This is a genomic window from Chryseobacterium sp. PMSZPI (genome assembly GCF_002835665.1).
In the GTDB taxonomy this organism is placed as follows: Bacteria; Bacteroidota; Bacteroidia; order Flavobacteriales; family Weeksellaceae; genus Chryseobacterium.
Genome location: NZ_PIZV01000026.1, coordinates 65511 through 88259 on the forward strand (window position 1 = coordinate 65511; position 22749 = coordinate 88259).

Genomic DNA, 22749 nt, shown 5'->3' on the forward strand with positions numbered 1-22749 from the left:
ATACGGTTATCAATTTTTATCTGTTTGTACTAGTGATAACAATCCTTATCGTTTTATGTATTATTTTAATCAAAAGAAATATTATTAACATTGAAAAACAAGGGAAAAAATATTTTTTTGGAGTCACATTTCCAATGATAATCAATGGATTCTTTTTGATAAATTATCTTACATCGATGAATCCAGTAAAAGAAACATATTGTTATAAAAATATGGTTGCTGAAGTTGGAGGAAAATATAGTCATTAAAAGGGGAAAACAACTTATGTATATTTGAGTGGAAATGCATACGAATATTCATTTATGACGAGAAGTTTTTTTATTGATTATAAACGGATGTTATTCAAAAACCAAGTTATTTATACATTTGAAAGAGGTATTTTCGGACTTAAAGTAAGAAAGGATTATCAGTTTATTTTTAATGATAATTGTTCAGAATATGAGAACTCAGATGATTAAAAACGAATACTGGTAAAAAAATATAAAAGAGGCCATTCCGACAGGAATGGCCTCTTTGCTCTTTACGATTTATAAACTGATTTATTTTTTGGAACAAGAGCAAAAGTTGTGGGCTTAGAATATTTAGATCTATTTAATTTTAAAATGTAACGCAAAGGATTTCTATTATCCGGTATTGTATTTTAGGAAGCAAAGACTGAATCAATTGTATTGATTCTTTCTAAGCGTACGCCTATCTAGATCGCTTCATCAGCGACTTTTGTCGCTTTCTTAGCTCTCTTATCAATAATGAATTGAATCTTGTCTTTGCGTTGAAATAAAATTCCAATATAAAACTTAGAGGAGTAAAAAGATAATTCATTTTTTTCTTCAGATTAATTAATTTTTTACCTAGCCCACAACTTTTGGGACTGATCCTGTTTTTTGGGTAAGCTCTTCCCTCTCCCCGCTTACAACTTATTTAAAAAAATCTGATTCCGATTTGCTATGAAAATAAAGTTGATATATCACATCTTTATTGAATAATTAAATCATAAAGTATAACTTTGTATAAAACGAAATGAAATTTTTTTCATTTTAAATCACATTAAATGCTAGAACTTGTACTATCTGCCATCATATTAGGATTCATGTTGAGTCTTGTTTTTATAGGGCCCATATTTTTCCTGTTAATTGAAACTAGCTTTTCCAGAGGCCCCAGACATGCCTTATCATTAGATCTTGGAGTAATCAGTGCAGATTTGTTATGTATTGTAGCGGCATACTATGCCAGTTCGGATATTGTAACCTTAATTGATAAACATCCTGGCTTTTACAGAATCACATCTATTCTTATTTTTATTTATGGAATTGTAATGCTGGTCACAAAAACCAAAATGCATATGCCGGGGGAAGATAAAATCATTAGCCAAAACTATATTAAAACTTTTTTTAATGGTTTTTTCTTTAATCTTTTAAATGTTGGAGTTATTCTTTTCTGGCTGGTAACGGTAATTTCCGTAAGGAATCAATATCCGGACACCAGCAGTTTTATTTTATATATAAGCATTGTATTGGGTACCTATCTTGGTATTGACCTTGCTAAAATTTTCCTGGCGAAACAATTTCACGATAAACTTACTCAGAAATTAGCCAATCAGATCAGAAGAGTTGTTGGCGTCATTCTTATTATATTCAGTTTCTTTATTTTCTTACAGAGTTTCAAAAAATTCAATCAATTTGAAAGACAGCTGGAAGAAGCAGAAAAGAAAGAAGTAAAATACCAAAAGACAAAATGAAAAAAAATATCTTTCCGAAATCACTTAAAAAAGGTGATAAAATAGCCGTTATTTCCCCTGCTGGAGCTGTAGATGCTTCACAATTAGAAAAGGGAATTAAAATGATTAAAAGTAAAGGTTTTGAACCTGTTTTAGGAGAGCATCTTTACACCAAATTTTCAAATGGTTATAATTATGCCGGAACGGAAAAGGAAAGAATTAAAGATATCAATTGGGCTTTAAACGATAAGGAAATTGGTGCTGTATGGGCTTCAAGAGGAGGCTATGGATGTCAGCATCTCATCCAGCATTTGAAGTTGAGAAACTTCGAAGAAAATCCGAAATGGTATATCGGTTATTCAGACAATACCGTCATTCAAAGTTATCTATTGAAAAAAGGATTTGTTTCTATTCATGGACAGACAATCAAAACATCCAGTTTTGGAGTAACAGATGAAAGCTATGATCTTATTTTTGATATTCTGAAAGGGAAAGCACCTAAATATAGCCTAAAATCCCACCAATTAAATAAAGAAGGAAATATTGAAGGAGAATTAGTTGGAGGAAACTTAGCGCTTATCTATGCCCTTTTGGGAACTCAATACTCTTTTGATTTTAAAGATAAAATTTTATTCATTGAAGATATTGGAGAAAATTTCTATGCCTTGGACAGAATGATTATGAGTTTAGAACTGGCGGGAGTCTTCAAAAAAATTAAAGGACTTATCGTAGGAGGAATGACTAATATGGGGGATGAAAAAGATAACAAAAATTATGAAGAAAGTTTTGACGAGTTCGCTTATAAATTGATCTCAGAAAGAATTTCAAAATATAAATTCCCGGTTTTATTTGGCTTTCCAAATGGGCATATCAAAGATAACAGACCTTTGTTAATAGGAAGTAATGTTAAGGTAGAAATAAATAACAAGGTAAAAGTAGAATTTTAGTACTCTCCCACTCTAAAACCCCCTGCTTCAATATGGCTGATCACAACGACTTTGGAAAAATTGCAGAAGATCTGGCCGCTGATTATCTTCAGAAAAACGGTTATAAAATTCTGGTTAAAAACTTTAGATTTCAAAAGGCAGAAATTGATATTATTGCTGAAAAAGAAGGCATGATCATTATTACTGAAGTAAAAGCAAGATCTACAGATATTTTTATGCTCCCTCAGGAAGCTGTGACCAAAACGAAAATTAAATCTATTGTTTCTGCGGCTAATCACTATCTGGAAGAATTTAATAAAGATCAGGAAGTAAGATTTGATATCATTTCTGTTCTTCGAGATGAAAAAAGAAACTTAATTATTGACCATATCATCGATGCCTTTCAGTCATTTGATGCTAATTGATACAAGGTTTCAGTATGTAAATAAATAATCAATTTTATGAAGACAATATTAATAACCGGAGCTACTTCGGGAATAGGAAAATCCACGACAGAATTATTTGCAAAACAAGGAAACAGAATTATTATTTGTGGAAGAAGAACGGACATTTTAGAGTCTCTAAAATCTGAACTCTCTCAATTTACCGAAATATTTAGTTTAATGTTTGATGTGAGAAATCTGGACGAAGTAGAAGCAGCGATCAATTCTCTTCCTGAAGAATGGAAAGATATTGATGTTCTGATCAATAATGCAGGTAATGCCCATGGCTTAGATCCACTTTCGGAGGGAAAGACCGATGATTGGGATTCTATGATTGAAGGGAATGTGAAAGGACTTTTGTATGTATCTAAAATGATTATTCCAAGAATGAAAACTAAAAATTTAGGTCATATTATTAATATTAGTTCTGTAGCTGCCAGACAAACGTATGCTAATGGGGTAGTATATTGTGCTACTAAGAAAGCAGTAGATGTAATCTCAGAAGGGATGAGGTTGGAGCTTACGGAGTTTGGAATTAAAATAACCAATATCCAGCCGGGGGCAGTAGAAACAGATTTTTCTTTGGTAAGATTCAAAGGAGATAATGAAAAGGCGGCTAATGTATACGCCGGATATGAGCCTTTGAAAGCAGAAGATATCGCAGATGCTATTGCTTATTGCGTAAATGCTCCTAAACATGTAACAATTTCTGATATGACCATCTATCCAAGTGCACAGTCAGAACCAAGAACAATCTACAGAAAATAGTCTCAAAATAAAGGAGTAAATTTGTAAAAAATAAAATGACAATCTGATTATCGTAGATTGTTATTTGGTTAAATTGTTACATATCCTATGAAAATCTTATATCTTGAAACCTCTTCTAAAAATTGTTCAGTAGCAGTATCTGATAACGAAAAGTTATTGTGCCTTTGTGAAGAAGTTTCTGAAAATTATAAACAATCTGAGAGCCTTCACAGCTACGTAGAGTGGGCGTTGGAGGGAGCAGGGATTTCTCTTAAAGAAATAGATGCTGTATCTCTGGGAAAGGGACCGGGATCTTATACAGGTTTAAGAATCGGAGCAGCCTCAGCAAAAGGCTTTTGCTATGGCCTGCAGGTACCATTGATTACCGTTAATTCTCTTGAAAGCATGATAGAGCCTTTTTTAGGGCAAAACTATGATTTTATAGTGCCATTGATCGATGCAAGAAGAATGGAGGTTTATACGGCCGTTTATGACGGTGCTACAGGAAAAGAAGTTTCAGAGACTGAAGCTAAAATTCTGGATGAAAATTCTTTTGAAGAATTTAAAGATAAAAAAGTGATCTTTATAGGGGATGGAGCAAAGAAAACGAAAGAAATTGTAGACCTTCCTAATGCTGAATTTAAAGAAGATGTGTATCCTTCTGCACAACATCTGGTTAAAAGAACATTAGAAAAGATAGAAAATAAGGAATTTGAAGATACCGCTTATTTCGAGCCTTTTTATCTAAAAGATTTCCATGGAGTAAAGAAAAAGAGTTCATGATCTTTCATGACATACAAAATAAAAAAGCGAAGATTTATTCTTCGCTTTTTTTATTTATTGAGGTTTTGGAGGGACACCTGAGCTAGGTTTGTTCTCTTCAGCTTTTTTAATTTTTTGTTGTTGGTTATTACCAGGTTTTTTAGGAGTCTGATTCATATCCATTTGTTGAATATTATTATTTCCCGGATTTTGTGGTATTCCATTTTGCATTTGAGGGACATTATTGTTCTGTGGCTGATTAGGCTGAACCGGAGCTCCTGTTCCTGGCTGTTGAGGGATGGCGTTTCCTTTATTATCAGTAGCCTGGAAACTGATATCGCTTTTCAGATAATTCAGCATTTCTTTGGCTCTTATCCCTTCAGGTGTTTTGGAATAATTCAGGGCAATCTGCTCGAGTTGTAAGATCATCACTTCTTTTCCACTGGATTTTCCTGCATTGAAAGCATTTAACAAATACAATTTTGGAACAAGTGCATCTTTAGGATATTTTTGAATTGTTTGATCAATAATATTTCTACTTTCTCCAAATTTTTCCGATTCAAAAAGGGCATAGGCCTTTTTATACTCATTTTCGACATCTTCTGTTGATTTTACAAATGAATTGTTTTTAGGGTTTCTTGCAAATTCAGCGAACGAAGTATACGGATAATCTGTAATAAGGATTTGCTTTGCTCTTTCCGAAGCTTGAGGATTTTTCTCATAATTCATGGCAAAAATCTCATACAAAGCCTGAAGCATTACTTTTTCTTCCGGTTTTACATCAACAAGATCATATAATGTTTTTGTTGCTAGGGGAGTATTGGTAAAATAGTTCTGGTACATAATACCAAGCCCTAAAGACGCCGTATCTCTGTCTTTTTTTAGTTGTGACAGTTTACTTTGATCCGTAGGAATTTGTTCGATATAATATGCCGGTTCAAAACGTCTTGGGTTAGGTGCAGAAGTTACCCCTAAAGCCTCATTTTTCATATCTTCGATAGAAGCCATTTTCTTCGAAAAACGCCAGTTGTCAACAAGCGCTCTATCTCCCCAAATCTGCTTAAAAGAAGAAGTTCCTTTACTTATTGTTCCGGTATTACTAAAGTAAAAGCCTTTTGTGGTTACACCGAAATCTTCAAAAGCATTGGCATTATTGGCAAAAATTGAATTGGCATTATAATCTCCCGTATCAAAACCTTTGCTTCTTTCTGCACGCTTTCTTTCCTGTTCCGCTTTTTCTTCTTTAACCTTCAGTTTGGCAATATACTTTGAAAAAAAGTCTGTTCTTTGGGCATCATTCATCTTTGCCAAAGAAAGAATACTATCATTCTTTTTGATCAAATAATAATTTTTAGAGATCTTTTTAATGTATTCAGATTGATCTTTTAACAAGATTTTAGAAGGCTCATAAGTCATTACGGTAAGAGCGGAATCATAATAAGTTCCGGCACCGATATAATCATTTTTTTCGAGATAACTTTTTCCTATTTCATAGTACGTTAATCCACGGATTTGTGGATCAGACACCTTTTCAAATAAAGACTTTCTGAAAAACTGTTGTGCTTCATCTTTTTTCCCTGCTTTGTTGGCCATCAGCCCTAAAGCATAGTAAAATTCATTTTTTCTGGATCCATAAGTTCCCTTTTTACTAATGCTTTCCAAATAGTTTTTAGCTCCGTTATAATCACCCTTACCATTGAAGGTTTTGGCAATAGCAATTTGAGATTTTACTTCAAACTCGAAATCATTGGCGTATTTGTAAGCAGCCGTGTAACTTTCTCTTGCTTTATCATTTTGACCAAGGTTTTCAAGAACCTGTCCTCTTAGATAAGCAATTCTACTTTTTAATTTATTATTGGAATTCAGTTCATAAGCCTGGTCAAGTTCTTTGGCTGCTTCTTCTTTCTTTCCGGCAGCTAAAAGAGATTCTGAATAATAAATGCTTAGCAGCTTTGCGTAACTTTTATTGATATCTTCTCCCTTCAGTTTCGCAAAAGTCTCATGAGCTCTGTGATAATCTTTGATTTTATCATAAGCCAAACCCTGATAAATTCTTGCCAGCGGAATCCTTTTATCATCTTTCATGTGAGTGAAAACATAATTCAGAGCGTCCAAGGCATCCAAAGGTTTATTTTGATAAATTCTTGATTGGGCAAGAATCATATAGGCATTGAAGATCTGCTTATTTTTTTCTTCCCCATTTCTGGTAACCGAATACTTATTGATCGCTTTTAGCGCTTTAGCTTCAGCAATTTCTAAGGTAGTTGCCCCTTTAGCAGCAGTAGCATCAGGTCGTTCAGGAGTATTTCCAGGTCCCCCGGGGATATTCGGAGGTCCGGAATTTCTACCAGAAGGATTGTTAGCTACTTCGGCCATTTTCATAGAGTTTTCTGCAAATGCAGTTGACTGGCCAAGATCACTTCCTAAAGGTTGTTCTTCATACGTCAAAATAGGAATATAAGGAGCATAAAAATTGTCTTTATGATTTTTATCCCTGGTCGTAAACTCATTATTCAATGCATCTTTAGCATTAAAGAGGGTGTTGTAATATGTGTTAAATCCTTTTAATAGCTTAGATCGTTGCTCCGGCTTTTTTGTTTTGGTAGCACAGGAAGCAATAAGAAGTATTACTAAAAGGAATAAAATATTCTTTTTCATTATTCAAATATAACTCGCTTATCAGTTTTTTATTATCAATAGCTTGATAATTTTGTAAAAATAATAAAATTTTATAATGAATAATATTTATATTTCTTTCAAAATTTTGTAAACCAGATGAGTAGGGAGACCCATGATTGTATAAAAGCTTCCGGTCATTTTTCTGATTTTTGCCATTCCCAACCATTCCTGGATACCATAGCTTCCCGCTTTGTCAAAAGGCTTATAATTTTGAATATAATACTTAATTTCATCATCTGTGATTTCATCAAAAGTAACATCGGCTACATCTGTTTCTGTAATCGTTTTATCTGCTGTTTTAATGGTAATTCCGGTATACACCTGATGAGTTTTTCCGGAAAGATTACAGAGCATTTTCCGGGCATCGGCTTCATTTTGAGGTTTTCCAAGAATCTGATTGTCAATAGCGACAACCGTATCTGACGTTAACAGAACTTCATCCGGGTTTAAACTTCTGAAGGCTTCCGCTTTTAAATCAGATAAATAAGCTGCGGCTTCCTCAATTTTTATGTGTTCGGGAAGAATTTCTTCACAGTCTATTTTTACTACTTCAAATTCAAAACCAAGATTTGAAAGTAACTCTTTTCTCCTTGGTGACTGTGATGCTAATAATAATTTCATCATTATACAGATTGGGTGTTATCATCATGCCAGTTTCCCTGAACTTTCATTACCTGTTCAATCACATCACGCACAGCACCGCTTCCTCCTTTTTTAGGAGAAATATAATGGGAAATTCCCTTTACTTCCGGGACGGCATTTTCAGGGCATGCTGCAATTGCAGAATTTTCCATGATATGGATATCCGGCAGATCATCACCCATCGTTAAGATTTCTTCATTTTGAAGATTGTATTTCTTTTTAAAATCTTCAAAATCAGCTATCTTATTGTGAGATTTCGGATAGTAATCTTTGATTCCAAGATAATTGATCCTATGTTTTACCATCTCATCATTTCCTCCAGTAATGACTCCGATTAAATAATTGTTTTTTAAGGCTTTAACGACTGCGTACCCGTCCAAAACATTCATCACCCTGCACATATTTCCTCCGGGTAATAAATAAACACTTCCGTCTGTAAAAACACCGTCTACATCAAATACAAATGCCTTAATATCTTTTAACTTCTCTTTATAACTCATACATTTTTTGAATAGAATGATTCATTGTTTTATAAATTTCAAGGCTTTCACCTTGTAATAGCTGTTCATGCAATTCCAATATTCTTACATCATTTCTTACAGCAGGTCCGGTTTGGGCCGTTTTAGGGTCCATTTCATGAATTTTTTGTACAGTTTCATCAATCAATGGTAAAAAATAATCAAATGGAATATTCTGGGAATCTGAAACTTCTTTTGCTCTGGAAAAAAGATGATTTACAAAATTACAGGCAAAAACTGCTGTAAGGTGGATATATTTTCTTTTCTCATGATTGCTTTCCATGACATTTTTTGAAATTCTAGAGGCAATTTCAAATAAAATCTTTTTATCCTCTTCATTTTCAGCTTCAATGAAAAAAGGAATCTTTTCATATTCTAATTCTTTTGATTTTGAAAATGTCTGTAACGGATACAAACTTGCCTTTCTATATTCTCCGGCCAAAATCTCTTTAGGGAGGGAACCTGAAGTATGAGAAACCAGACAATTCTTCTTAGAAATGATTTTTGAAACATCTTCTACAGAATTATCACTTACACAGATGATATACAGATCTGCATCTTCCAATCGTTCTGTGGAATAGGGGATATCCAATTCTACAGAAATTTTATTCAATTCTTTTTCGTTCCTGCCAAAAATCTGGGCCAAGGGAATGCCTTTCAACATGAAAGCTTTTGCCATGTGATAAGCAACATTTCCGGAACCGATCATTACAATTTGCATATAACAAATATAAGGTTTTAACCCGAGTACAAAAAAGGAAGAAACAAGAGTACTATCAGGAATTTTATGATGGGCACACTTATTGCCTGTAGTCTAGGGCTTATTATCTAACTATCTCAAATTATTTTGATATTTTGAGTAAAAATTTAATAAATAATTTAACTTTCAGTTATTTTTGTAATCCAAAAAAAGGAAAGCATCTTATGAAGATTAAGGACGCGGAAATTATTTCGTTGATGCAAAACCCACGGACCCAGGATAAAGGCGTCCGTGCCTTGATGGATGCCTACCAAAGCAGATTGTACTGGCACATAAGAAGAATTATTGTGGACGGAGATCTTGCTCAAGATACATTGCAGGAGACTTTTATTAAAGCTTATCAGAATTTTCACCAGTTCAAAAATGATAGTCAGTTGTATACCTGGCTGTACAGAATCGCTACCAACGAAGCACTACAGCAGGTCAACAAAATGAAGAAGATGAAGAAAACTGATGAAGATGCAGAATATCATATGCAGAATCTTGTGGCTGATAATACAGAAGGAAATGCAGAGGAAATACAAATATTATTACAGAACGCTATACAAAGTCTGCCCGAAAAGCAGAAACTGGTATTTATGATGCGGTATTATGATGATTTACCTTACGAAGAAATATCAAAAATTGTTGATATGTCGGTAGGGACTTTAAAGACCAATTATCATTATGCCAAACAAAAAATAGAAGATTATATTAAAGAAAATTACGAGAAATAATTTTTGAAAAACAAAGATGAAAGAGTTCGACGTAGAAAAATTAGAGCGTAAAAACATTTACACAGTTCCTGATGGCTTGTTTGAAAGCATTCAGGTAAAAGTTATGAATGATATAAAGACGAGCAAAAAAGCCCCTGTCTTTAAATTGAATTGGATGTATGCAGCAGCTGCATCATTGGCTTTGGTTTTTGGAGCAACTTATGTTTTTAATTCCGGTGATGATTCTATAGAAAAGAATTTGAATGCTAAGGATACTTATGCTATCCATAAAGGAGAACCTAAAACAGAAAGTGAACTCGCATACGAAACATTGAAAGCCGATTTAACTTCTATTGAAAATAATAATCAAACGGTTGAAAATCAGAAAAATAATAACGTTTATTCTTTGAAAAACGATAATGGAAAAAATGCAGAACCACATCAACCGGTGAAAGCTGCTACTAGAAAAGAAGAAACGAAAGTAAATGAATATCTGGATTCGTTTTCCAATTCTGAAATTGCAGAATTAGCAAGTAATTCGACTCAAGACGTTTATTTGGATTTATATAATTAATAAAGAAAGATGAAAAAGATATTATTGACGTTTTTTATTATTTATGGTTTTGGTTTAAATGCCCAAAGGACAGATTATGACTGGAAAAAGATGGACCCTAAGCAAAGAAAAGAGGTCATCAACAATCTTTCTCCGGAAGAAAGAAAAGAGTTACTGAAGAAATTCAGAAATAATATGATCATGGATAATCTGAATATCGATCCGGGAGATAAAGCAGAATTTACACAGCTTTATAATGAATACCTTGATAGTCAGAAACAGATAAAAAGCCAATTTGATCCAGGCTTTAATCCTGAAACTTTATCTGATGATGAAGCAAAGGCCAAGCTACAACAAAGTTTTGAAATAGGACAGAAGCTATTGGATAACAGAAAGAAATATGCAGATAAAATGCAGCAGGTGATTCCCTGCCAAAAAGTCTTGAAGCTGTTTCAATCTGAGGGGATGATGAGAGATAAAATGAACGAAAGAAAACCTCACGGAAACCAAAATAATGCTTCGGGGCCTAAACAAAACCCATAATAGTTTATTTTTTTAATGTTGGACGGCTCTCACAAATCTTTTTTTGTGAGAGCCGTTTGATTTTGACCTAAATTCATACTTTTGCGGAAAATTAACCAATGAAGAAATTATTTTTCTTCTTTTTGCTGACATCCTTACTGTCGGCCCAAAAGACAGAAATAATCGAGCTGAAAGAAAACATTCGGGATAAAAAAGGATTGACCAGATCCCTGACTTTTCTTGATAACAGATCTGAGAAAAAAATAGGAGTTATTCCTGATAAAAATGAATCTGTTGAGCTTAAATTTGCTAATGACGATCTCAAAGGACTGGTTGAAAACTGGTTTGCAGGAGACAACAAAACACTGGGGAATAATGATATTGTTCTGATGCTGGAAGATCTTAGAGTGTACGAAGAACAGGATGCCAACCGTCCGTTTCCCTATGCAAAAGCTAAAATTAAGCTTTCAAGTTTCATCAAACGAAATGACAAATATTATTTTATCGGAAGATATAATAATGTCATTATCTCCAATCCCAAAACAACAGTACATCCTTCCATATTTCTGGCAGGAAGAATCTCTGATCTGTTCACACAGATTATAAAAGCTTCTTATTATCCTTATATAGCCTCGAGTTATTTTATTCCGGAGAGCGAAATTAACGGATATAACGAGTATCTGAACAAAGAGTATAAAGCATTTAATAATACAACCCTTAAAGATGGAGTCTATATTGACTTTCAACATTTCCGTAACCAGGAGCCCGCTTTTGATTATTATATCAAAAAAAATAAGAAAGGAAAAGTTACACAACTGATACATCAAGGCCAGGAAATCTCTGTTTCCAACATGTACTGTTATGTAGAAAATGGAAAAGGCTATAAACTGACACCTGTGGGTTTTGATGAAATCCAGAAAGACGACAAAGGATTTTTCATTTATTCTTCCAGAACGAATCTTTTTGCTGAAGCAAAGACCGGAGGAGTATTGATAGGCGCTGTAGCCGGAGGTTTAGTGGGAGCTCTGATAGGCGCTGCTATTGATTCTTCATCCAATGCAAATGCCGGAGCAATGAATGGAGTGGGGTTCAGGTCAACCATGGAATCAAATGTTTATCTGGATTCATTAACGGGTGCCTATATTTTTGAAAACTAATCCGGAATTAGCTGAAGCTGTAGCTACAGAAATTTTCAGTGATGAAGCACCAATTTTCTTCGGAGAAGATGATGTTTCTGATAAAAATTAAATAAATTAATACAATAAGATAATGAAAGACAATAATCTCTCGCTTTTTTTTATCTTTGCAAATTACAAGATTCTTAAATGAAAAACATACGAAATTTTTGCATAATCGCTCATATCGACCACGGTAAAAGTACCTTGGCAGACCGTCTTTTGGAGTATACCAATACCGTTACTCAAAGAGAATTACAGTCTCAGACACTGGACGATATGGATTTGGAAAAAGAACGTGGGATTACTATTAAGTCACACGCTATCCAAATGGATTATGAGTATAAAGGAGAAAAATATATTTTAAACCTGATTGATACACCGGGACACGTAGACTTCTCTTATGAAGTTTCCCGTTCAATTGCAGCTTGTGAAGGAGCGCTTCTTATTGTGGATGCAGCTCAGAGTATTCAGGCACAAACGATCAGTAACCTTTATTTAGCATTAGAAAATGATTTGACGATCATTCCGATTTTAAATAAAATTGATCTTCCTTCTGCAAATCCTGAAGAAGTTACCGATGAAATTATGAATTTAATTGGTTGTGAATATGAAGATGTATTAAGAGTTTCAGGAAAAACAGGAGAGGGAGTTCATAATTTATTAGAGCAGATTGTAGAAAGAATTCCGGCCCCGGTTGGAGATCCGGAAGCTCCACTTCAGGCTTTGATTTTTGATTCAGTTTATAATCCATTCAGGGGGATTGAGGCTTATTTCAAAGTGGTAAACGGAAGTATTTCTAAAAACGAAAAAATTAAATTTTTCGCTACTGGAAAAGAGTATGGAGCAGATGAAGTAGGGACTCTAAAACTAAAACAGGTTCCAAAGAAAACGGTTGAATGTGGAGATGTAGGATACCTGGTTTCCGGGATTAAAGATGCCCGCGAGGTAAAGGTAGGTGATACTATCACATCTTTTGATAAGCCTGCAGCTGCTCCTATTGATGGTTTTGAAGAGGTGAAGCCAATGGTATTTGCCGGTATTTATCCGATTGATTCTGAGGATTTTGAAGAATTAAGATTTTCGTTAGAAAAATTACGACTAAATGATGCTTCTCTGGTTTTCGAACCTGAAAGCTCAGCTGCTCTTGGTTTTGGTTTCCGTTGTGGATTTTTGGGAATGCTTCACATGGAAATTGTTCAGGAACGTCTCGACAGAGAGTTCAATATGAACGTGATTACTACGGTGCCGAACGTATCTTACTTTGGATATACTAAAAAAGAACCGGAAGTTCCGATTCTGATTAATAACCCGTCTGAAATGATGGACCCTTCTACAATGGACAGAGTAGAAGAACCTTTTATTAAGGCTTCGATTATTACAAAGTCTGACTTTGTTGGGGCTGTAATGACACTTTGTATTGAAAAAAGAGGAGAAATCGTTAATCAAAGTTATTTGACTTCTGAAAGAGTAGAATTGATTTTCAACATGCCTTTGGCTGAAGTTGTTTTTGACTTCTATGACAGATTAAAATCAATCTCTAAAGGGTATGCATCATTCGATTATCATCCGATAGGATTCAGAGCTTCTAAGCTTGTAAAAATGGATATTCTGATCAACGGAGATATGGTAGATGCTCTTTCATCTTTGATTCACGATAGTAATGCTTACTATATTGGTAAAAGAATGTGTGAAAAGCTTCGTGAATTAATTCCGAGACAGCAGTTTGATATTGCTGTTCAGGCAGCGTTAGGAACGAAGGTTATTGCAAGGGAAACAATTAAAGCTTTAAGAAAAGACGTTACTGCAAAATGTTACGGAGGGGATATTTCCAGAAAGCGTAAGCTATTGGAAAAGCAGAAAGAAGGTAAGAAGAAAATGAAGCAGATCGGAAGGGTAGAAGTACCACAGTCTGCATTTATGGCAGTATTAAAGCTTAATGATTAAAATATGAACCGCTTCGATTGAAGCGGTTTTTTATTTCTCTTTGATCTAATCTTTTTAGAAGTATACATGATTTTTTGTATTTTTATAAAAATCATATTATTAAATGAAATCAGAAGAAATACAAGACTTATTCTATAAATTTGAAGCGGCAGCATCTGAACTGGAAGGAATAGAATGCTGGAGTGCAAGGGAGTTACAAATATTATTGGGATATAGTAAATGGGAAAACTTTGAAAAGGTTATTATAAAAGCAAAAGATGCTTGCAAAAATGTTGGAGAGCTGATAGAGTATCATTTTCCTGATATCAGGAAAACGATACAAATGCCGAAGGGAGCGGAAAAAGAAATAGATGATATTTTATTAACAAGATATGCATGTTATTTAATTGCACAAAATGGAGATAGTAGAAAACAGGAGATATCTTTTGCTCAAAATTATTTTGCTGTTCAGACAAGAAGAGCAGAATTGGTGGAACAGAGGTTATTAGAATATGAAAGAATCAAAGCTCGTGAAAAATTAAGTCAAACTGAGAAACAGCTTTCTGGAATTTTATATGATAGAGGAGTTGATAGTCAAGGATTTGCTGTCATAAGAAGTAAAGGTGATCAAGCTCTTTTCCGCTTAAATACACAAATGTTAAAGAAAAAAATGAGAGTTCCTGAAAGCAGACCAGTAGCTGATTTTTTACCTACGATTAGTATTAAAGCTAAAGATTTAGCAGCCGAAATGACTGGTTTGAATGTTCAAAATAAAAATTTAAAAGGGCAGTTAAAAATTGAGGAAGAACATATAGATAATAATACTGCTGTTAGAAATATGCTTACAAATAGAGGAATAATCCCTGAAAATTTACCACCTGCGGAGGATGTCAAAAAATTACAGAGAAAATTAGATGGAGATGAAAAAAAAGTTTTGAAACAAACTAAAAAACCTTTTAAGAAATAAATTTTTATTGATTAAAGAGAAGTTATTTTTTAATTGTAATTTTGTGTATTCGTAACGCAAACTAATTTATGGAGTCTCCAAAAAAATTACAAGATATAAAAGTCGCGGTAGATGCTGTTATTTTCGGGTATTTCGATAAAAAAGATCTTCAAATCCTTTTAATCAAAAGAAACATTGAACCGTTTAAAGGTGGTTGGGCACTTCCGGGAGGCCTGGTTCTGGATGATGAAAATCTGGATGATGCTGTAAAAAGAGAACTCCATGAAGAGGCTGGTATAAAACCTGATTTTTTGGAACAACTCTATACATTTGGTAATGTAGGTAGGGATCCTCGAAATAGAGTGGTTTCTGTGGCTTATTTAGGGCTTGTAAATCCATCTTATCATGAATTGTTTGCCGATTCTGATGCGGATGACGCACAATGGTTTAGTGTAAACAAGCTTCCTTCCGTAGCTTTTGATCATAAAGCTATTATTGAGATTGCATTAAAAAGGCTTCGTACTAAAATTCAATACCAGCCGATAGGTTTTAATCTTCTCAATGAAGAGTTTCCTTTTTCAGATCTTGAAAATCTTTATAAAACGATTATTGGACAAGAGATTGATCGAAGAAATTTCCGTAAAAAGATAATGAGTTATGGATTACTCAACGAAACCAACAATGTCAAAAAAGAGGGGAGTGGAAGACCAGGAAAACTCTTTACTTTTAATCAGGAAAAATATAAAGAACTTGAAGAACAAGGATTCTACTTTGAAATCAAGTAGTTTTTGACCGCAAATGACAATATTTAGTACAAATAATAACAAATGTGATGGCTAAAATGCAATTAAGAGCTATCTTAAATATATGACATTGAAAATTTATCTTTTGGATAAAAATAGAAACGGGCTTTAGTCCGTTTTTTTTTATAAACAAAAAATTCATTGACTTAACCAAAACCTAATATATAGTGTTATTTATAATAATTAAATTTTATTATTGATAATCAGTTATTTATATTTATTAGCGTAAAAATGACACAAATAAATTTGGATGATAATTTGATATTGTATTACATTTGCGTAGAAATAACACAATATGAAATACACCATACAAAATACCAAAGAAAGATTTCAGAAAAAAGAAAGGATAAAGTTTTTGTTTTTCTGGGGACACACAATTAAGGATGAAATTACAAAATCGTGTTTTAGCCAATGGTTTACGGGGCAGTTTGAAGAAAATGGAATTGTTTACAAAACAGCAGAACACTATATGATGGCTGGTAAAGCAAGATTATTCAATGATGATGAAATTTTAGAAAAAATATTGAAAGCACCCAGCCCTAATCAGGCGAAAACTTTGGGAAGAAAAGTGAAGAACTTTGATCCGAAACTTTGGGATAAACATAAATATGAGATTGTAAAACAGGGAAACCTTTTAAAGTTCTCACAAAACAAGAAATATAAAGACTTTCTTTTATCAACAGGTGATAAGATCCTGGTAGAAGCCAGTCCTTATGATACCATTTGGGGAATTGGAATGCTGGAAACAGATAAAAGAGCAGAAAACCCTTTGCTTTGGAACGGTGAAAACCTTTTAGGTTTTGCATTAATGGAAGTAAGGGATTTGTTGAGAGGATAAAATACTATAATCAAGCAGAAAATATTAAAAGAAAAGTGATTGCTGTAGTTATTGAAAACTTATAGTATTTAAAGAACTATGTCTTTTTTAATTAGCGTAATAATAACACAAAAAAATCAGATATGGAAAATGAATTAAAACCAAGATTTATAGAATCATTACAAAGGAATAATGATCAGATTAGAGAGGATCGTGCACGCACGATCGGAGAAGATTCAGAATTAATTTACAGACGCCGGGTTGAAGATATTGAACTTAAGATAAAAAGACTCGAACGTGAACAGGAAGGACTTATCGATATCAGTCCTCTGGATAGAAACAGCTTGACCTTTGTGGATTTCAATCCCGAGGTATTTGTTCAAAAAGACATGGAATTATCATTAACAATCAGAAATCTAAATATTCAATTAGAAGTAACTCAAAAGAGATTTGAATATTTGTTTGGGGAAAATATATAGTTATGGGAAGTACAAGATACGATATAGACGCTCGTTACAACAGAGCCAGCAAAGCAGGTTACGGAACAAAATCCGCTAGTGAAATTTTTACACAAAACGCCAAAAGAAGGGCCCACGAATCGATGAATCCTTACGGTATTTCTTTTAGAGAGTCCAGAGATTCTGAAGTGCATCCCAATTCAGTTCCGATTATTCTGGGTTTGGATGTGACAGGTAGTATGGGACATATTCCTCACGAATTAATTAAAGAAGGATTACCCAAGCTAATGGGAGGCATTATCCAGGGAGGGGTTCCGGATCCTGCATTGCTTTTCTTAGGTATCGGAGATCATGAGTGCGACAGTTACCCACTACAAGTGGGGCAATTTGAATCCGGAGATGAAGAATTGGATATGTGGCTTACCCGAACTTATATTGAATCCGGAGGTGGTGGAAATGCTGGTGAAAGTTACCTTTTGGCCTGGTATTTTGCAGCTTTTCATACCAGAACAGATGCATTTGAAAAAAGAAAACAGAAAGGATTGCTCTTTACAGTAGGTGACGAGCCTTGTCTAAAAACACTTTCTGCTTCCGCAATCAGAGAAATAATGGGATCCGGTCAGCAAACTTATACGCATGATGAACTATTGGAAGAAGCTAAGAACAAATATGAAGTATATCATATCAGTGTTTTGCACTCAGATCAGGCGATAAAAGCAGACCAAGGATGGAAAGAATTATTAGGACAAAACTGTATATCAATAGAAGATCATAGGGAAATTCCGAATGTTATTAAAGGGATTATCTGTGAAAAATTTAAAAATACCACTTTAGGAACAAAAGATTTGGAAGGGCTGGATACATTTCAAATGCTTTAGATAGAAAGTTGTCATTCAAATAAGGTTTTGTTTAAATTCTAATTCTAAGAATGGTTATGACCTAAACAGGTTCAGCTTGTCACTGTTAAAATTAAAACAGTAAATATTAGAGATGTCACTCTGAGCTTGTCGAAGAGTCTTAATGATCAAAATATCAAATTAGGGTAAAAAATAAAAAGGGATATGAAAACAGCACAAATAGTTATAGGATTGGGTTTTGGTGATGAAGGTAAAGGAATTACCACGGATTTTCTTGCCCATCAGAACCCGGAGTCTGTTGTGGTCAGGTTTTCAGGAGGACAACAAGCTGCACATACGGTAATGATCGATAATAAGAAGCACGTTCATTCCAGTTTTGCGAGTGGAGCCCTTCGAGGGTTACCATCTTATTTTACAGAACATTGTACAATTCATCCTGCTTTCTTATGGAATGAAATGAAAGAATTAAAAGCAAAAAATGGAAATACAGAACTGCACATCCATCCTTTAGCAAAAATAACCACTCCGTTTGATGTTTGGCAAAACAGAACAAATGCTAAAAATCTGGAACATGGCACCTGTGGAAAAGGAATAGGTGCAACTATGAAAAGACAGGAAAGTCCTTATAAATTATTTGCCTTAGATTTAATTGCTCCCAGAACAATGCTTATCGAGAAGTTGAAAGGTATTGCAAATTACTATGGCTTTATGGATGACAATCAGGTTGAACAGGAATTACAACATTTCTTAAATGCTATCGATCAGGTCAATTGGAAAATAGATGATTATACCTATCTGAAATCATTTGATCATCTTATTTTTGAAGGTAGTCAGGGGATTTTGCTGGATATGGATCACGGAATTTTTCCTAACGTAACCTATGCTCATACGACCTCAAAAAACGCCAATGAAATCTGCAGGCTATTGAAGGTTGAAAACATAGAAATGTTTTATGTTACAAGAAGTTATGCAACCCGTCACGGTAATGGGTGGATGAGTAATGAAAAGGAAGTGGTTTTAAAAAATAATGAAGAAGAAACCTGTACATTTAACGAATATCAGAAAGGATTACGTTTTGGGGATTTAGATTATGATCTTTTGAATTATGCATTGAAATTGGATGCAGCTTATTGCTGTTCAACGAAAAGAAATCTTGTAGTAACCTGCCTGGATCAGATTGATGATGAGTTTAAGTTAGATAAACTGGAAATGAAATTTGATACAGTTTACGGATCATATTCTCCGTATTCAAAGGATTTTAAAAAGCTTTTTTATATTCAGTAATGGAGGGATTAGTTTTATATTTAATAATGGAATTGAATTGAATGATGCTGTTGATTACAAATTAAAATAAATAACAATGAAAACAATACAACTTTACAGACCTGTAGGAGAAAAGGAAATGCTGCTGATTATAGAGAATGGATTTAAGAAGTTTCCTCCTAGATTGGAGTGGCAACCGATTTTTTACCCTGTTCTGGATGAAAATTATGCATCAGAAATTGCTGAAAAATGGAATACCAGAGATGAATTTGGAAACTATCTTGGGTTTGTGACTAGGTTTGAAGTCCTGGAAAGTGAAGTCAATAAATATTCTATTCAAAATGTAGGAGCAAGAAATCATAACGAACTTTGGGTTCCTTCAGAAGAACTGGAATCTTTTAATAATACAATCATAGGAAATATTGAAGTCATAAAAGTATTTATGGGAAAAGACTTTAAAAATCCCGCAAATACTGAATTAGAAAACTTAATTTTAAATATTAAAAAACTAACAATGACCAATAAAGGAATGGCAAAAGATACATTGGATATCCTTGCTAAAAAATATTATATCAACGAACATAACGAAAAAATAAATATAGAAAACGAGTTGGAAATTTGTAAAAAAGAAACTGTTCTTTTTACCCCGGAACAGCTTTCTGAAATAAAAGAAACATTGATGCCGGAAACCAATTTTGAAACAGAAATTGAAACCTGGAACTGTAGTTCTTTAAAAGCAATTTTACAATTAGCCGAAGAAGAAAATCAGAAAAAACTAATGTGTTTAAACTTTGCTTCAGCAAAAAATCCAGGTGGAGGATTTATCAATGGAGCAGAAGCACAGGAAGAAAGCTTAGCAAGAACTTCAGGGTTGTACGAGAGTTTACTTTGGGCCGGGGAATATTACACGATTCACAGAGCGATGAAATCATGTTTTTATACTGATACGATGATTTACAGCCCAAAAGTACCGGTTTTCAGAAAAGATAAAGGTGAATTGCTGCCTAAGCCTGTTTTGTGTAATTTCATTACCTCTCCAGCAGTTAATGCGGGCGTTGTAAAACGTCAGGAGCCAGAAAGAGCAAATGAAATTCTTGATGCAATGGATATTAGGATGGATAAAATGCTTTCGCTTGCATTACAACAAGGAAATGAAGTTTTGGTCTTAGGAGCCTGGGGGTGTGGTGTTTTTAAAAATGATCCGAAAGAAATTGCAGGATTGTTTAAAAAACATCTTCAAGGAAAATATAAGAATAAATTTAAGAGAGTGGTTTTTGCCGTTTTAACTAAAAAAGAAGAAATGCTAAGACCATTTGAAGAAATACAATGAGAATTGTAAAGATTTTTAATATTATTAACCAATGAAAAAACTAACCATACTAAGCGGCGCAGGAATCAGTGCCGAAAGTGGAATTAAAACCTTCAGAGACGGAGATGGTCTCTGGGAAAATCATAATGTAACGGATGTGGCAAGTCCGGAAGGATGGAGAAAAGACAGAGCCTTGGTGTTGGAGTTTTATAACCAGAGAAGACGCCAACTTCACGAAGTACAACCTAATGATGCTCACAAGCGATTGGCAGATCTTGAAAAGTATTTTGAAGTACAAATTATCACCCAAAATATTGATGATCTCCATGAAAGAGCAGGATCTACCCATATCCTTCATATCCATGGAGAATTGTTCAAGTCATGCTCATGCAACGATAAAAGTTTGATTTATGAACAAAAAGATGATATCAATATCGGAGACAAAGCGGAAGATGGGGCACAGTTAAGACCTTTTATTGTTTGGTTTGGAGAAGATGTTCCTTTATATCAGACAGCGAGAGAAATAGTGAAAGAATCGGATATCTTATTGGTTATTGGAACCTCTTTGCAAGTATATCCTGCAGCCGGTTTAATTCATGATATCAAAGATGATTGTCTTTTGATTGTCATCAACCCTAATGAAACAGGATTTGGTTATGGACAAAGAGCGGTAGTAATGAAGGAAACGGCGACGCAAGGAATGAAATTGTTATTTGATAAGTTGGTAAATCTTGCATGATGGAAAATAAAGTAAAAGCCGGAATCTTTGGCGTTTGTATTGGGGATGCATTAGGAGTTCCTGTAGAATTTAAAGATAGGGAATATTTAAAACGATTTCCTGTAATCGGAATGTTGGAATACATGTCCTGGAACCAGCCCAAAGGAACCTGGAGTGATGATAGTTCATTAACACTCTGTCTTACTGAGGCTCTTACCAAGAGTTATGACCTGGAAAAAATCGGACAAAGCTTTGTACAATGGGTGAAGTTTGGGCACTGGACAGCCCACGGAAGGCTCTTTGATATAGGTGGGACAACAAGACATGCTATTGCAAGACTGATAAAAGGAGAAAGTGCCAGATTTTCAGGAAATATTTTTGAAGAAGATAACGGAAATGGTTCTTTAATGAGAATCTTTCCCCTTGCCTATTATCTGAAAAATGAAAAAGATATCCAGAAAATATATCAAACAGTAAAGGAAGTTTCGGCTATTACGCACGGACATTTTCGTTCCGTTTTTGCATGTTTTATGTATGTAATTTTTGCCATTCAACTGATAAAAGGAAAAAACAAAATGGAAGCATATCAGTATATGCAACAAATAGCTTTGGAATATTCAGATAGTCAGGGTTTTAACCTAAAAGAGATTGGGCTTTTTGATAGGGTTTTAAAGAATGATATTTCTGGTTATCCGGAAGGCGAAATTAAAAGCGGGGGGTATGTTCTTCATAGTTTAGAAGCTTCTCTATGGTGCTTTCTAAATTCTGAAAGCTATTCAGAAGCCGTTTTAAAAGCGGTGAATCTGGGAGAGGATACCGATACTACTGGAGCGATTACAGGTGGACTCGCAGGAATTTATTATGGCTATGAAGATATTCCTCAGGATTGGATTTTAGAACTGGTGAGAAAGGACGATATTGAGCAATTGTGTGATGAATTGCAACAAAAATTAATGAATTAAAACACAGAACCATGAATGAAATAGAAAAGAAAAAAATAAGTAAATTTTTAAGTCTGATCTTACGACATCAGCCGGAAAGCATTGGATTAAAACTTGATGAAAATGGATGGGCAAACGTAGAAGAACTGAGACTGAAGTCCGCAAAAAAGAGAATACATTTTACACTGAATGAGCTGGATGAGGTGGTGGAAACCAATAATAAAAAACGATTTGCCTTTAATGAAGATAAAACCGGGATCAGGGCAAGTCAGGGGCATTCTATTGATGTAGATCTTGCTTTGAAATCACAGCAACCTCCTGACTTCCTGTACCACGGAACTGCAGAAACCAATATTTCTTCCATTTTAGAAAAAGGAATCGAAAAAAGAGGTCGTCAACATGTGCACTTAAGTGCTGATAAAGAGACTGCTACAAAGGTAGGAATGAGACATGGAAAGCCTGTGATTTTGACGATTAGAACCGGAAAAATGTATGATGATGGATTATATTTCTATCTTTCCGCCAACGGAGTCTGGCTTACAGATTTTGTAGACGCAAAATATATTTCGAAATAA

24 protein-coding genes are annotated in these 22749 nt (G+C 34.2%); 20 read left to right on the forward strand and 4 right to left on the reverse strand.

Annotated elements, in window-relative coordinates; translation table 11 throughout:
- The first annotated feature begins 1048 nt into the window (after positions 1 to 1048).
- From CW752_RS05730 to tsaB, 5 genes are all read left to right on the forward strand, one after another.
- Positions 1049 to 1735: a LysE family translocator gene (locus CW752_RS05730; protein WP_101238798.1), complete on the forward strand. Its 687-nt coding sequence runs from the start codon at positions 1049 to 1051 to the stop codon at positions 1733 to 1735.
- The gene (locus CW752_RS05735) at positions 1732 to 2661 is read left to right on the forward strand and encodes an LD-carboxypeptidase (protein WP_101238799.1); all 930 of its coding nucleotides are present in this window, start codon (positions 1732 to 1734) and stop codon (positions 2659 to 2661) included. The genes CW752_RS05730 and CW752_RS05735 overlap by 4 nt, the downstream gene beginning before the upstream one ends.
- A 32-nt stretch (positions 2662 to 2693) precedes the next feature.
- Positions 2694 to 3065, forward strand: coding sequence for a YraN family protein (locus CW752_RS05740; protein ID WP_101238800.1), 372 nt, complete (start codon positions 2694 to 2696; stop codon positions 3063 to 3065).
- A 36-nt stretch (positions 3066 to 3101) separates the two neighbouring features.
- A complete protein-coding gene (locus CW752_RS05745) occupies positions 3102 to 3851 on the forward strand; it encodes an SDR family NAD(P)-dependent oxidoreductase (protein ID WP_101238801.1) in 750 nt (249 codons plus the stop codon).
- A gap of 87 nt (positions 3852 to 3938) precedes the next feature.
- Complete coding sequence (tsaB, locus tag CW752_RS05750; RefSeq protein ID WP_101238802.1) at positions 3939 to 4613, forward strand: tRNA (adenosine(37)-N6)-threonylcarbamoyltransferase complex dimerization subunit type 1 TsaB; 675 nt, start codon at positions 3939 to 3941, stop codon at positions 4611 to 4613.
- A 54-nt stretch (positions 4614 to 4667) separates the two neighbouring features.
- On the opposite strand, the gene CW752_RS05755 is transcribed toward tsaB, so the two are convergent.
- From CW752_RS05755 to CW752_RS05770, 4 genes are all read right to left on the reverse strand, one after another.
- On the reverse strand, positions 4668 to 7250 hold the full coding sequence (locus CW752_RS05755; RefSeq protein WP_101238803.1) for a tetratricopeptide repeat protein: 2583 nt from the start codon (positions 7248 to 7250) through the stop codon (positions 4668 to 4670).
- An 87-nt stretch (positions 7251 to 7337) separates the two neighbouring features.
- A complete protein-coding gene (locus CW752_RS05760; RefSeq protein ID WP_101238850.1) occupies positions 7338 to 7892 on the reverse strand; it encodes a Maf family protein in 555 nt (184 codons plus the stop codon).
- 2 nt (positions 7893 to 7894) lie between these two features.
- Positions 7895 to 8413 (reverse strand): KdsC family phosphatase, encoded by a 519-nt coding sequence (locus CW752_RS05765; RefSeq protein WP_101238804.1) that lies wholly within the window; start codon positions 8411 to 8413, stop codon positions 7895 to 7897.
- Positions 8403 to 9152, reverse strand: a complete 750-nt coding sequence (locus tag CW752_RS05770; RefSeq protein ID WP_101238805.1) for a Rossmann-like and DUF2520 domain-containing protein — start codon at positions 9150 to 9152, stop codon at positions 8403 to 8405. The genes CW752_RS05765 and CW752_RS05770 overlap by 11 nt, the downstream gene beginning before the upstream one ends.
- Before the next feature lie 203 nt (positions 9153 to 9355).
- Here CW752_RS05770 and CW752_RS05775 point away from each other — a divergent pair, with 203 nt between their 5' ends.
- From CW752_RS05775 to CW752_RS05850, 15 genes are all read left to right on the forward strand, one after another.
- The gene (locus CW752_RS05775) at positions 9356 to 9907 is read left to right on the forward strand and encodes an RNA polymerase sigma factor (protein ID WP_101238806.1); all 552 of its coding nucleotides are present in this window, start codon (positions 9356 to 9358) and stop codon (positions 9905 to 9907) included.
- A 16-nt stretch (positions 9908 to 9923) separates the two neighbouring features.
- Positions 9924 to 10460, forward strand: a complete 537-nt coding sequence (locus CW752_RS05780; RefSeq protein ID WP_101238807.1) for a hypothetical protein — start codon at positions 9924 to 9926, stop codon at positions 10458 to 10460.
- Between the two features lie 9 nt (positions 10461 to 10469).
- Positions 10470 to 10982 carry a hypothetical protein gene (locus CW752_RS05785; RefSeq protein ID WP_101238808.1) on the forward strand — a complete coding sequence of 171 codons (513 nt, stop codon included), beginning with the start codon at positions 10470 to 10472 and terminating at the stop codon, positions 10980 to 10982.
- Positions 10983 to 11080: 98 nt separating this feature from the next.
- Positions 11081 to 12118, forward strand: coding sequence for a hypothetical protein (locus CW752_RS05790; protein WP_101238809.1), 1038 nt, complete (start codon positions 11081 to 11083; stop codon positions 12116 to 12118).
- Between the two features lie 168 nt (positions 12119 to 12286).
- Positions 12287 to 14083, forward strand: coding sequence for a translation elongation factor 4 (gene lepA / locus CW752_RS05795; RefSeq protein WP_101238810.1), 1797 nt, complete (start codon positions 12287 to 12289; stop codon positions 14081 to 14083).
- Between the two features lie 103 nt (positions 14084 to 14186).
- Positions 14187 to 15029, forward strand: coding sequence for a DNA damage-inducible protein D (gene dinD, locus CW752_RS05800; protein WP_101238811.1), 843 nt, complete (start codon positions 14187 to 14189; stop codon positions 15027 to 15029).
- Positions 15030 to 15097: 68 nt separating this feature from the next.
- Positions 15098 to 15793: an NUDIX hydrolase gene (locus tag CW752_RS05805; protein ID WP_101238812.1), complete on the forward strand. Its 696-nt coding sequence runs from the start codon at positions 15098 to 15100 to the stop codon at positions 15791 to 15793.
- A 313-nt stretch (positions 15794 to 16106) separates the two neighbouring features.
- On the forward strand, positions 16107 to 16649 hold the full coding sequence (locus CW752_RS05810; RefSeq protein WP_101238813.1) for an NADAR family protein: 543 nt from the start codon (positions 16107 to 16109) through the stop codon (positions 16647 to 16649).
- A gap of 122 nt (positions 16650 to 16771) precedes the next feature.
- Positions 16772 to 17107 (forward strand): hypothetical protein, encoded by a 336-nt coding sequence (locus tag CW752_RS05815; protein ID WP_101238814.1) that lies wholly within the window; start codon positions 16772 to 16774, stop codon positions 17105 to 17107.
- A gap of 2 nt (positions 17108 to 17109) precedes the next feature.
- On the forward strand, positions 17110 to 17964 hold the full coding sequence (locus CW752_RS05820) for a hypothetical protein (protein ID WP_101238815.1): 855 nt from the start codon (positions 17110 to 17112) through the stop codon (positions 17962 to 17964).
- 183 nt (positions 17965 to 18147) lie between these two features.
- The gene (locus CW752_RS05825; RefSeq protein WP_101238816.1) at positions 18148 to 19227 is read left to right on the forward strand and encodes an adenylosuccinate synthetase; all 1080 of its coding nucleotides are present in this window, start codon (positions 18148 to 18150) and stop codon (positions 19225 to 19227) included.
- Positions 19228 to 19303: 76 nt separating this feature from the next.
- Positions 19304 to 20536: a TIGR02452 family protein gene (locus tag CW752_RS05835; protein WP_228401639.1), complete on the forward strand. Its 1233-nt coding sequence runs from the start codon at positions 19304 to 19306 to the stop codon at positions 20534 to 20536.
- 31 nt (positions 20537 to 20567) lie between these two features.
- Positions 20568 to 21254, forward strand: a complete 687-nt coding sequence (locus CW752_RS05840) for a Sir2 family NAD-dependent protein deacetylase (protein ID WP_101238817.1) — start codon at positions 20568 to 20570, stop codon at positions 21252 to 21254.
- Positions 21254 to 22195, forward strand: a complete 942-nt coding sequence (locus tag CW752_RS05845; protein WP_101238852.1) for an ADP-ribosylglycohydrolase family protein — start codon at positions 21254 to 21256, stop codon at positions 22193 to 22195. Before CW752_RS05840 ends, CW752_RS05845 begins: the two co-directional genes overlap by 1 nt.
- Before the next feature lie 11 nt (positions 22196 to 22206).
- A complete protein-coding gene (locus CW752_RS05850) occupies positions 22207 to 22749 on the forward strand; it encodes an RNA 2'-phosphotransferase (RefSeq protein ID WP_101238818.1) in 543 nt (180 codons plus the stop codon).

Excerpts from the sequence above, each read along its gene's own strand:
- CW752_RS05730 (WP_101238798.1), top strand. The coding sequence starts at position 1,049 with ATGCTAGAACTTGTACTATCTGCCATCATATTAGGATTCATGTTGAGT.
- CW752_RS05735 (WP_101238799.1), top strand. The coding sequence starts at position 1,732 with ATGAAAAAAAATATCTTTCCGAAATCACTTAAAAAAGGTGATAAAATA.
- CW752_RS05740 (WP_101238800.1), top strand. The coding sequence starts at position 2,694 with ATGGCTGATCACAACGACTTTGGAAAAATTGCAGAAGATCTGGCCGCT.
- CW752_RS05745 (WP_101238801.1), top strand. The coding sequence starts at position 3,102 with ATGAAGACAATATTAATAACCGGAGCTACTTCGGGAATAGGAAAATCC.
- tsaB (WP_101238802.1), top strand. The coding sequence starts at position 3,939 with ATGAAAATCTTATATCTTGAAACCTCTTCTAAAAATTGTTCAGTAGCA.
- CW752_RS05755 (WP_101238803.1), bottom strand. The coding sequence starts at position 7,250 with ATGAAAAAGAATATTTTATTCCTTTTAGTAATACTTCTTATTGCTTCC.
- CW752_RS05760 (WP_101238850.1), bottom strand. The coding sequence starts at position 7,892 with ATGAAATTATTATTAGCATCACAGTCACCAAGGAGAAAAGAGTTACTT.
- CW752_RS05765 (WP_101238804.1), bottom strand. The coding sequence starts at position 8,413 with ATGAGTTATAAAGAGAAGTTAAAAGATATTAAGGCATTTGTATTTGAT.
- CW752_RS05770 (WP_101238805.1), bottom strand. The coding sequence starts at position 9,152 with ATGCAAATTGTAATGATCGGTTCCGGAAATGTTGCTTATCACATGGCA.
- CW752_RS05775 (WP_101238806.1), top strand. The coding sequence starts at position 9,356 with ATGAAGATTAAGGACGCGGAAATTATTTCGTTGATGCAAAACCCACGG.
- CW752_RS05780 (WP_101238807.1), top strand. The coding sequence starts at position 9,924 with ATGAAAGAGTTCGACGTAGAAAAATTAGAGCGTAAAAACATTTACACA.
- CW752_RS05785 (WP_101238808.1), top strand. The coding sequence starts at position 10,470 with ATGAAAAAGATATTATTGACGTTTTTTATTATTTATGGTTTTGGTTTA.
- CW752_RS05790 (WP_101238809.1), top strand. The coding sequence starts at position 11,081 with ATGAAGAAATTATTTTTCTTCTTTTTGCTGACATCCTTACTGTCGGCC.
- lepA (WP_101238810.1), top strand. The coding sequence starts at position 12,287 with ATGAAAAACATACGAAATTTTTGCATAATCGCTCATATCGACCACGGT.
- dinD (WP_101238811.1), top strand. The coding sequence starts at position 14,187 with ATGAAATCAGAAGAAATACAAGACTTATTCTATAAATTTGAAGCGGCA.
- CW752_RS05805 (WP_101238812.1), top strand. The coding sequence starts at position 15,098 with ATGGAGTCTCCAAAAAAATTACAAGATATAAAAGTCGCGGTAGATGCT.
- CW752_RS05810 (WP_101238813.1), top strand. The coding sequence starts at position 16,107 with ATGAAATACACCATACAAAATACCAAAGAAAGATTTCAGAAAAAAGAA.
- CW752_RS05815 (WP_101238814.1), top strand. The coding sequence starts at position 16,772 with ATGGAAAATGAATTAAAACCAAGATTTATAGAATCATTACAAAGGAAT.
- CW752_RS05820 (WP_101238815.1), top strand. The coding sequence starts at position 17,110 with ATGGGAAGTACAAGATACGATATAGACGCTCGTTACAACAGAGCCAGC.
- CW752_RS05825 (WP_101238816.1), top strand. The coding sequence starts at position 18,148 with ATGAAAACAGCACAAATAGTTATAGGATTGGGTTTTGGTGATGAAGGT.
- CW752_RS05835 (WP_228401639.1), top strand. The coding sequence starts at position 19,304 with ATGAAAACAATACAACTTTACAGACCTGTAGGAGAAAAGGAAATGCTG.
- CW752_RS05840 (WP_101238817.1), top strand. The coding sequence starts at position 20,568 with ATGAAAAAACTAACCATACTAAGCGGCGCAGGAATCAGTGCCGAAAGT.
- CW752_RS05845 (WP_101238852.1), top strand. The coding sequence starts at position 21,254 with ATGGAAAATAAAGTAAAAGCCGGAATCTTTGGCGTTTGTATTGGGGAT.
- CW752_RS05850 (WP_101238818.1), top strand. The coding sequence starts at position 22,207 with ATGAATGAAATAGAAAAGAAAAAAATAAGTAAATTTTTAAGTCTGATC.